Raw genomic sequence first — 10,134 nt, forward strand, 5'->3', positions numbered from 1 at the left:
CCGGCAGCGCCGCGTTGAACGCCGACATGTCGGTGGCCTCGTAGAGGTCCTCGGCCTTGAGCTCGGCGGTGAACTCCGGCATCAGCATGTAGGGCATCTGGTGATACTCGGCGAGCTCGAGCGTGCGGGAGTCGTGCGCCAGCAGCAGGGCGGGCGTACGCCCGAGGAGCGCCGCGACGTTGCCGTGGAACCGGGTGCCGTACGCGAAGTCCTGTGTCGCGAGGAAGTCGTACCAGGTCCAGGTGTCGAGGAACAGCCGGATGCGATCGGACTGGTAGAGCGGGTGGTCGAGGTGCACCGGCACGAGCGGGTCGTGGACGTGCGGGAACGGGGTGCCCCACAGCAGCATGCGCAGGTCGTGCGCGTCCTGGCCGATGTAGGTGAGGTTGGGGTGCCGCTGCGCCTGGGCTGTCGCGAACGCGCCGATGCCGGCGACCTCGGGCGTCAGGTTGAGCGCGAGCGGGCTGTCGGTGGAGATCGAGTCGACCTTCTTGTCCACGCGGAAGTCGCGACCGTGCAGGTAGAGCGACGGGCAGCCGATGACCTCGACGGACGACTCGGGGAAGCCGAGCCCCAGCAGGTATGACCGGGTGAACTCGCCGCGTACGCCGATCGAGGCGGACCGGTCGAGGACGAGCCCGACGAACTTCTTGACGGTCTTGGCGATCGGCTCGAGCGACTCGACGCCCTGGCCGTGCGCCGCCTGGGCGCCGATGCCGACGACGGTGACCGGGATCGTCAGGTCTTCGAGCAGCTCGCTGAGCCGGTCCAGCCGGGGCGCGAAGTCGGGCCGGAACGCGTTGGCCATCGGGATGACGAAGTGGTCGAACTCCTTGTTGATGCGCCTTGCGTCACCCGGGGCCGGCACCACCCGCTCCGACAGCGTGCCGTTCGAGACGAGCTCGGTGCCGTCGATCGACAGGGCCTTCCACACCGAGTGCTGGAAGAGGTAGTTGCCGCTGTTGCTGTTGAACACGTCCTGCGTCAGCGTCGACTCGGCGACGACCGGGGTGAATGGGTCCTTGCCGGATCGGACCAACAGCCGTGTCATGTCGCCAGTGTTCCATGGCCGAGGGTGTCGGTGACGAGCCACCAGAAGTCGCCGAGCCCGCCGCCGCCGATGAGCTCGCCCACCTCGCCGGCCGTGGCGAGTGCGCGCACGTATGCACTGGGATCCGAGTGCGCGAGCTCGAGTGGTGGCCGGGACCCGTCGAGGCCGAGCCGGCGGAGCGCGTCCCGCTGGCGGATCAGCGTCGCGCCGGTCGCTGCGGCGGCGGAGTCGACGGCGACATGGGCGGTGATGTCGCGGCTCCCGTCCGGTACGACCTCGGTCTCGCGACCCCCGGCGTACGAGCGCAGGGTGCCGAACGGGGGTCGGCTGTCGCGGGTGTGGCCGTAGTCGATCGCGATCGCCGTGCCGTTGACCCGCGAGACGGCATCAGCCCAGGCCGCATCGCGGGCATCGCCGACCTCGGCACGCTCGCCGGGTTCCTGCAGCGGCCACCAGTCGTTCAGCCACGATGATTCGTACGCGTCGCCGAGCGTCTCCGCGCCGTTCCCCGGATCTACGAGCACCTCGCGTACGACGCCGGCGTCGTCCAGCTCGACGACATCGCACGGGATGTTGTCGAGCCACTCGTTGGCGATCAGCAGCCCGTCGACCCGCTCCGGCAGCGCCGGGCTCCACCCGATCGACGTGTGGAGCGCCTCGGGGCGGCCGGCGACCTCGACGCCGACGAGCTCGACGTCATCGCCGACCAGCGGCTGCAGTGCGGCCAGCAGCTCGCCGCCGCCGGCGCCGAGGTCGACGACCAGGGGCGCGTCGGTGCGTCGTACGAGCTCGGCGATCGCTCCGGCGAACGCGCCCACGTGGACGCTGGTGCGGAAATGCTCGGCGGGCCTGGAGGTGCGGAAGAAGCCACCGTCGGCGTACAGCGCCCGCTCCCACGCATCGCGCCACGGGAGCGGCCCCATCGTCATGCGATCACGGTACGCAATCGTCGCTATGCTCGGCGCGTGGCTCGACTTCGGAGGCGTCTGCGACGACTCGTGGCGATGCCCCTCGATCGTTGGCGCCAACGATCGCGGCCACTGCTGAGCATCGTGGTCCCGGTCTTCAACGGCGAGGCGTACCTCGACACGTGCCTGACGTCGGCCCGGCGCCAGGACTACCGCCGCATCGAGATCGTCGTGATCGACGACGGCTCGACCGACGGCAGTCTCCAGATCGCGCGCCACCACGCTGCGACCGACAAGCGGGTGACGGTCCTGAGCCAGGCCAACGCCGGCGTCGGCGAGGCCAGGCGGGCTGCAGTCGCGGTCGCGACGGGTGAGTTCCTGACGTTCCTGGACGCCGACGACTGGCTGACCCGCGGCGGCCTCCGCGCGGCGATGGACGTGCTCGAGCAGACCGGATCGGACATCTCGGTGATGCCCTACCAGCGTCAGGAAGGCGCCGCGATCCGCCCGCCGGCGCCGTGGATCCGTGCCCTGCACGCTCGTCCGGCCAGGCACACGACCCTGGTGGAGCGCCCCGACGTGCTCGTCAACGCCGTCGCGTGCGCCAAGATCTTCCGGCGTACGTTCTGGGACGCCACCCAGCTGACGTTCCCCACGGTGCTGCTGGCCGGCGACCAGATCGTCACCGCCACGGCCTACCGCGACGCCGACGGCATCGACATCTCCGGCGTCACCGGTTACACGTGGCGCCGCCAGGAGTCGTCGATCTCGCAGGGGCAGGTCACCGCCGAGGCGGTTCATGCCCGCCAGGACGCGATCGACGCCGTGCTCGAGGTGCTCGCCCCGCTGCCGGACGTACGTGCCGAGCGTGCCCTGCAGTACCTCCGCTACAACATCCCCAACTCCGTCCTCAAGCTCGAGCGGGCCGACGACGCGTACCTCGACGCCCTGGTCGAACGGGTTCCGCGCATCGTCGACGCCGCGCCGCCTGACCGCTACGCGCTGGAGGTGCCGGCGCAGTACCGCGTGCTCTACGCGCTGCTCGCGAACGGCGACCGGGAGGCCATCTGGCGCTACGTACGCGCCGAGGGCATGCAGTCCGAGATGCACCCGTCGGGCATGGAGCCGGCGGGCCTCACGTCGTACCTCCCAGGCTGGCAGAGCGACCCGGTCCCGCCCGAGGCGTACGTGCTGACCGCCGAGCAGACGGCGCTCAAGGTGCAGGTCCGCGGCTCGCACGCCGAGGGACCGGACCGCGTGCTGGACGTGGCGGCGTGGTTCCCCAACCTCGACCCGGTGGACCCGACGCTCGAGGTCAAGACCGACGGTGACGTCGCCGACGTCGAGCAGGCGGGGGAGCCCGCGGTGTTCCTGTCGCGGATGGGCAGCGAACGTCCGTACCCCGGCTCCGGCTGGATCGTGACCCTGCGCGGCGCCGCCCGCCGCGCGCCCAAGCAGGTCACCGTGACGCTCAAGGACGGCCCGCACGAAGGCACCGCAACCGCCAACGTGCCGTGAGCTCTGCGAGCGTAGGGACGCAACGCGTCAACACTCTCACCATGTGACTCATGGCATAGGTCGTAGCCCTGTCGCTGTGGTGTCCCGACGGTAGACTGGCCACGTCAGTTTGTCTGGTACCCGCTCGCGGGACTGGAACGAAAGGCACCTCGCATGCAGCGTTTCTCCATGGGCGTGATCGGAGCCGGAAGAGTCGGCGCCGTCCTCGCTTCTCGATTCCGTGCCGCCGGCTATCCCCTCGTGGGGGTCACCGGCCGGTCCGAGGCTTCGCAGCTCCGCATCACGACGCTGCTGCCCGGGGTCGACGTGCTCACGCCGGTCGAGCTCGCAGCTGCCAGCGACATCCTCGTGCTCGCCGTGCCGGACGACGACCTGATCGCCGTGGCAGAGGAGCTCGCCGCCTCCGGTGCCGTACGCCGCGGGCAGTACGTCCTGCACACCAGCGGCCGCCACGGTCTCGACGCCCTCGCCGCGCTGACCCGCCTCGGGGCCCGGCCCATCGCGTTCCACCCCGCCATGACGTTCACCGGCACGCCCGTCGACCTTGAGCGCACCCCGGTCTTCGGCCTGACCGCCGGCCCGGCCGATCGCGCGCTCGCCGAGGAGCTCGTCGCCGCCCTCGGTGGCACCCCGATGTGGGTCGCCGAGGCCGATCGCGCGCTCTACCACGCGGCCCTCGCGCACGGCGCCAACCACCTCGTCACGCTCGTCTCACAGTCGATGGACCTGCTGCGCACAGCCGGTGCCGCCGACCCCGCCGCCGTCCTGCGCCCGCTGCTGACCGCGGCCCTCGACAACGTCCTGGCCTATGGCGACGCGGCCCTCACCGGACCGGTCGTACGCGGTGACATCACGACGATCCGCGCCCACGTCGACGCGCTGGCCGCCGCCGACGTCGATGATGCGACGGTCGACGCCTACCTCGAGCTGGCACGTGCCACCGCCGGCCGCGCCGAGTCCGACGGCCGGCTCGCTCCGACCCAGGCCAGCACGATCCGCCAGGTCCTCGACGAGGCCGACTGGGACACGCTGGCCGAGATCGCCGCCGGGATCTGACCCGTGGACACCCCGGCCATCGCGCGTACGCGTGCTGAGCTCGACGCCGCCCGCGGCGACTCGTCCGTCTCGTTCGTGCCCACGATGGGCGCGCTGCACGACGGCCACCTGCAGCTGCTCAAGCACGCGCGCCCACTCGGCGAGACCCTCGTGGCGTCGATCTTCGTCAACCCGACCCAGTTCGCGCCCGGCGAGGACTTCGAGGCATACCCGCGTACGTTCGACGACGATCTCGAACGCTGCGCCGAGGCGGGCGTCGACGTCGTGTTCGCGCCGGCCGTCGAGACGATGTATCCCTCCGGCCTGGTCGACACCGTCACGGTCGACCCGGGGCCGCTCGGTGCGGTGCTCGAGGGCGCTGTCCGGCCGACGCATTTCCGCGGCGTGCTGACCGTCGTCGCCAAGCTGTTCGGGCTCGTACGCCCGGACGTCGCGGTGTTCGGCGAGAAGGACTACCAGCAGCTCACCCTGATCCGGCACATGGCGAGTGAGCTCGCGCTGGGTGTCGAGATCGTCGGCTGCCCGACCGTACGCGAGTCCGACGGCCTCGCGATGAGCTCCCGCAACCGCTACCTCTCGCCCGAGGAGCGGCAGCAGGCGGCGTACCTCTCGGCTGCCCTGCGCGCCGGCGTCGCCGCAGGGCCGAACGGCGCGGATGCCGTGCTCGCCGCGGCCCGGGCCGTGCTGGAGTCCGCCGGCATCACGCCTGACTACCTCGTGCTGGCCGATCCCGACCTGGGTGAGGCGCAGCCCGGCGCCGAGGCGCGCCTCCTCGTGGCCGCCCGGGTCGGCTCGCCGCGACTCCTCGACAACACCGCCCTCACGCTAGGAGCCTGACGTTGATCCGCACCATGATGAAGTCCAAGATCCACCGCGCGACGGTGACCCAGGCCGACCTGCACTACGTCGGCTCGGTGACGGTCGACGAGGACCTCCTCGACGCGGCTGACCTGTTGCCCGGTGAGCTCGTCCACATCGTCGACATCGACAACGGTGCCCGGCTCGAGACCTACACGATCGCCGGCGAGCGCGGCTCCGGCGTCATCGGCATCAACGGCGCTGCCGCGCACCTGGTGCACCCAGGTGACCTCGTGATCCTCATCGCGTACGCGCAGCTCGAGGACGCCGAAGCGCGTACGTTCGAGCCCAGTGTCGTGTTCGTCGACGCCGACAACCGAGTCATCGGCACGGGCAGCGATCCGGCCGAGGCCCTGCCGGGTTCGGGACTTGTCCGCGGCGACATCGTCGACAACCCGCTCGTGGCATCGGGGTGAAGACATGACCCTGCTCTGCCTCGACGTCAGCAACAGCCACACGACGATCGGCGCGTTCGACGAGGACGAGCTGATCGCGCACTGGCAGGTGTCGTCGGACGAGCGGCGTACGTCCGACGAGTGGTACATGCTGCTCATGGGACTCGTCGATCAGGAGGGCATCTCACACCTCAGTGCGGTGGCCCTGTGCTGCACCGTGCCGGCGGTCCTCGTCGAGCTCCGGGCGATGCAGGAGCGCTACTGGGACGACCTGCCCGTCGCGATCGTCGGGCCCGGCGTCAAGACCGGTGTGCCGATCCACACCGACAACCCGCGCGAGGTCGGCGCCGATCGCATCGTCAACGCCCTGGCGGCCGCCGAGCTCTATGGCGGGCCCGCGATCGTCGTGGACCTCAACGGCACCGCCACGATCTTCGACGTCGTCGACGAGAACAACCGCTACATCGGCGGTGCCATCGCGCCGGGCGTCGAGCTCTCCCTCGAGGCCCTCGCCCGCCGCGGCGCCCAGCTGCGCAGCGTCGAGCTCGCGCTCCCGCGCGACGTCATCGGCAAGAACACCGTCGAGGCGCTCCAGTCCGGCATCGTCTACGGCTTCGCCGGGCTCGTCGACGGCCTCGTCACCCGGATCATCGAGTCGCTCGGCGCCGATCCGGATCACGTCACGGTGATCGCCACCGGGTCCTACCCCGAGGCCGTCGTCGACAACTGCACGACCATCACGACCCGCGACCCATGGCTGACCCTCACCGGCCTTCGCCTGGTCCACGAGAAGAACCACGCCTGACCCTGGTCCGACGAGAGAATCTGGTTTTGTCCGCGCATAGTCGGACAAAACCCGATTCTTCGGTCAGCGGCCGGTCCCGGCTGCCGGGAAATCGCGCCGAATCCCGACCGATAGGATCGACCCTCGTGAGCGACGCGACCAGCACCCCTGCCCCCGAGGACGACCTGCCCGAGCAGATGCGGGTGCGCCGGGACAAGCGGCAGCAGCTGATCGACCGCGGCGAGGAGCCCTATCCGGTCGTCGTCGAACGCACCCACACGCTCAAGCAGATCGTCGAGACGTACGACGCCGAGGCGCTCGGCGCGGACACGCTGACCGGCGACCTCGCCTCGGTCACCGGCCGGGTCATCTTCCTGCGCAACACCGGCAAGCTGTGCTTCGTACGCCTGCGCGAGGGCGACGGCACGGAGCTGCAGGCCATGCTGTCGCTCGACGGCGTGGGCGAGGAGCGGCTGGCCGAGTTCAAGTCGCTCGTCGACATCGGTGACCACCTCGCCGTCAGCGGCGAAGTCATCACGAGCAAGCGCGGCGAGCTGTCCGTCATGGCGAGCTCATGGCAGATCGCCGCCAAGACCGTGCGCCCGCTGCCCAACGAGCACAGCCCACTGTCGGACGAGGCCCGCAGCCGGATGCGCTACGTCGACCTGATCGTGCGGCCCGAGGCGCGCGACAACGTACGCGTGAAGGCCAAGGTCCTGCAGTCGTTGCGGGCGACGCTCGACGGCAAGGAGTTCATCGAGGTCGACACGCCGGTCCTGCAGCACACCAACGGCGGCGCCGCGGCCCGGCCCTTCACGACGCACACCAATGCGTTCGACGAGGACATGTATCTCCGCATCGCGATCGAGCTCGACCTCAAGCGGGCGCTGGTCGGCGGCGTCGACCGGGTCTACGAGATCGGCAAGACGTTCCGCAACGAGGGCGTCGACAACACCCACAACCCCGAGTTCATGATGCTCGAGGCGTACGAGGCCTATGGCTCGTACGACACGATGGCCGACACGATGCGCGACCTGGTGGTCAACGCCGCGCGTGCCGTCGGCAAGACCGTCGTCACCGCGCGCGACGGCAGCGAGATCGACCTCGAGGCGCCCTGGCGCCGCGCGTCCATCCACGAGCTCGTCGCCGAGGTGACCGGCACAGAGGTTGGCGACTCGACGACCGTCGAGACGCTCACGGCGCTCGCGGCCAAGCACGACGTCGCTCTCCAGCCGCACTGGGACGCCGGCGAGATCGTGCTCGAGCTGTTCGAGAAGCTCGTCGAGCACACCTTGATCCAGCCGACCTTCGTGTGCGACTACCCCGAGTCCGTACGCCCGCTGGCCAAGCGTCACCGCACCAAGCCGGGCCTGGTCGAGGCCTGGGACATCGTGATCAACGGGGTCGAGCTGGGCGTCGCCTACTCCGAGCTCAACGACCCGGTCATCCAGCGCGAGCGGCTCGAGGAGCAGTCGCGGCTCGCCGCCGCGGGCGATCCCGAGGCGATGGACATCGACGAGGACTTCCTCAGGGCCCTCGAGTTCGGCATGCCCCCGGCCGGTGGCATGGGCCTCGGCGTCGACCGGCTCGTCATGCTGCTGCAGGGCATCGGCATCCGCGACGCGATCCTCTTTCCGCTCTCCCGAGCCGAGGCATAGGCGGCCCGAAGTTCCCGCGATTCCGGCAATACCAGTCGGAATGGTCGGTAGGATCTCTCCCCGTGGCAGAGGTGACGGTCGGCGAGCTCAGCCACGATCGGACATTCTTCGGCGACATCCGCCAGTACGGTGATGCGCCCGCCTTGCGCTCCGCAAACGGCGACCTGACGTTCGCGGAGCTGGCCGACGCCGCGGAGCGCATGGCGGCGGGCTGGGGGCCGGGCCGCCACCTGGTCATGATCTCGTGCACCAACACGGTCGAGACGATCGTCGCGCAGGTCGCAGCGCTCGCCCACGGGCACGTCGCGATCCTGCTCCCGCCCGACCCTGCGCTGGCCGGTCGCATCAGCGAGACCTACGGGCCCGACGTCATGATCGCCGACGGCGAGACGATCCTTCGGGAGTCCGAGCCTGAGCCGCTGCACCCCGATCTGGCACTCCTCCTGGTGACATCGGGCAGCACCGGCTCGACCAAGCTGGTCCGCCTCTCGCACCGCAACCTGCGTGCCAACAGCCAGGCGATCATCGACTACCTGGCGATCACGGCCGACGACCGGGCCATCACCAGCCTTCCGGTGCACTACTCGTATGGCTTCTCGGTCGTCGCGAGTCATCTCGAGGCGGGGGCGAGCCTCGTCGTCACCGACCACTCCGTGGCGGACCCGTGCTTCTGGGAGCTCGCCGGCGAGCAGCAGGTCACGTCCTTCGCCGGCGTGCCCTACACGTTCGACCTCATCGATCGCGGCGGCTTCCACGACCATCTCCCCGACTCCCTCCGGTACGTGACCCAGGCCGGCGGGCACCTGCTTCCCGCCAAGGTCGTCGCGTGGTCGGCCCGCGGCCGGGCCGACGGGTTCGACTTCTTCGTCATGTACGGCCAGACCGAGGCGACGGCGCGCATGGCATACCTCCCTCCGGGGGCGGCGGCATCCGCGCCCGACGCCATCGGCCAGGCGGTCCCCGGCGGTCGCTTCCGGCTCGATCCGGTGCCCGAGTCGGCGGAGCCCGGGGTCGGAGAGCTCGTCTTCATCGGTGACAACGTGATGATGGGGTACGCCGAGACGCCCGCGGACCTCGCCGCGGCTGCCGGCCCCGGCGAGCTGCGCACCGGCGACCTCGCCCGAGTCGGCAGCGACGGGTTCTACCGCTGGGTCGGACGGCGCAACCGCATCGCCAAGGCCTTCGGCCTGAGGATCGACCTCGACCACCTCGAAGAAGAGCTCGTCGAGGCTGGCATCGCGGCAGCCATCGTCGAGCTCGACCACGGCCTCACCGTCTTCGCGATCTCGGGTGACGACGTGCTCGGCGAGGTTGCCCGGGCAACGGGTCTGCCGCGCCACGCGATCCAGGTGCGGACCATGTCCGAGCTGCCGATGACGCCGAGCGGCAAGGTCGACTACGGCCGGCTGCGTCAGCTCGCCGGCGAGCCCGTGGCGCAGGGCAAGGGGCCACGGAGGCGCTCGTCCGAGGAGGCCGTGCGGCACGCGTTCGAGCTCGTCCTGCATCGGGCCGACGCCAAGCCGACCGACAGCTTCACGTCGCTCTCGGGCGACTCGCTCAGCTACGTCGAGCTGTCCGTACGGCTTGCGGACCTCGACGTCGACACCGCGCCGGGTTGGCAGCACCTCACGATCGCCGAGCTCGCCACGACCGCACGCCCTCGCCGGGCCTGGGCGAGCCTCGACTCGACCATCGTCCTGCGCGCAGCAGCGATTCTCCTGATCGTGCTGTCACACGCGGGCGTCGTCCGCGTGACCGGCGGCGCCCATGTCCTGCTGGCGGTGGCCGGCTACAACTTCGCAAGGTTCCAGCTCGGCCGCGCGGATCGGGCGACCTTGTGGCGATCCCGTTGGCGTTCCTTCGCCCAGGTGATGGCGCCCTGCCTGCTGTGGATCGTCGCCATGAC

At 70.3% G+C, this 10,134-nt stretch carries 9 protein-coding genes; 7 read left to right on the forward strand and 2 right to left on the reverse strand.

Translation table 11 applies throughout. The features are described 5' to 3' along the window. The coding region (locus tag V6M46_RS09765) for a polysaccharide pyruvyl transferase family protein (RefSeq protein ID WP_332664296.1) at positions 1 to 1,051 on the reverse strand (1,051 nt) is incomplete at its 3' end. Continuing rightward, a complete protein-coding gene (locus V6M46_RS09770; RefSeq protein WP_332664298.1) occupies positions 1,048 to 1,980 on the reverse strand; it encodes an SAM-dependent methyltransferase in 933 nt (310 codons plus the stop codon). The genes V6M46_RS09765 and V6M46_RS09770, both read right to left, overlap by 4 nt. A gap of 36 nt (positions 1,981 to 2,016) precedes the next feature. Here V6M46_RS09770 and V6M46_RS09775 point away from each other — a divergent pair, with 36 nt between their 5' ends. From V6M46_RS09775 to V6M46_RS09805, 7 genes are all read left to right on the forward strand, one after another. Next, positions 2,017 to 3,477: a glycosyltransferase family 2 protein gene (locus tag V6M46_RS09775; RefSeq protein ID WP_332664299.1), complete on the forward strand. Its 1,461-nt coding sequence runs from the start codon at positions 2,017 to 2,019 to the stop codon at positions 3,475 to 3,477. 153 nt (positions 3,478 to 3,630) lie between these two features. Further along, complete coding sequence (locus V6M46_RS09780) at positions 3,631 to 4,533, forward strand: Rossmann-like and DUF2520 domain-containing protein (RefSeq protein WP_332664301.1); 903 nt, start codon at positions 3,631 to 3,633, stop codon at positions 4,531 to 4,533. 3 nt (positions 4,534 to 4,536) lie between these two features. Continuing rightward, positions 4,537 to 5,370 (forward strand): pantoate--beta-alanine ligase, encoded by an 834-nt coding sequence (panC, locus tag V6M46_RS09785; protein WP_332664303.1) that lies wholly within the window; start codon positions 4,537 to 4,539, stop codon positions 5,368 to 5,370. A gap of 2 nt (positions 5,371 to 5,372) precedes the next feature. Further along, the gene (gene panD, locus V6M46_RS09790; RefSeq protein ID WP_332664305.1) at positions 5,373 to 5,807 is read left to right on the forward strand and encodes an aspartate 1-decarboxylase; all 435 of its coding nucleotides are present in this window, start codon (positions 5,373 to 5,375) and stop codon (positions 5,805 to 5,807) included. Between the two features lie 4 nt (positions 5,808 to 5,811). Next, positions 5,812 to 6,591, forward strand: a complete 780-nt coding sequence (locus V6M46_RS09795; RefSeq protein WP_332664307.1) for a type III pantothenate kinase — start codon at positions 5,812 to 5,814, stop codon at positions 6,589 to 6,591. Between the two features lie 125 nt (positions 6,592 to 6,716). Continuing rightward, the gene (gene lysS, locus V6M46_RS09800) at positions 6,717 to 8,228 is read left to right on the forward strand and encodes a lysine--tRNA ligase (RefSeq protein ID WP_442880493.1); all 1,512 of its coding nucleotides are present in this window, start codon (positions 6,717 to 6,719) and stop codon (positions 8,226 to 8,228) included. Between the two features lie 62 nt (positions 8,229 to 8,290). Further along, the coding region (locus V6M46_RS09805) for an AMP-binding protein (protein WP_332664310.1) at positions 8,291 to 10,134 on the forward strand (1,844 nt) is incomplete at its 3' end.

Origin of the sequence: Aeromicrobium sp. (genome assembly GCF_036676885.1) — a bacterium.
In the GTDB taxonomy this organism is placed as follows: domain Bacteria; phylum Actinomycetota; class Actinomycetes; order Propionibacteriales; family Nocardioidaceae; genus Aeromicrobium.

Bases quoted from the DNA above. Each gene is read 5' to 3' on its own strand.
- V6M46_RS09795 (WP_332664307.1), top strand. From the start codon at position 5,812: ATGACCCTGCTCTGCCTCGACGTCAGCAACAGCCACACGACGATCGGC.
- V6M46_RS09780 (WP_332664301.1), top strand. From the start codon at position 3,631: ATGCAGCGTTTCTCCATGGGCGTGATCGGAGCCGGAAGAGTCGGCGCC.
- V6M46_RS09770 (WP_332664298.1), bottom strand. From the start codon at position 1,980: ATGACGATGGGGCCGCTCCCGTGGCGCGATGCGTGGGAGCGGGCGCTG.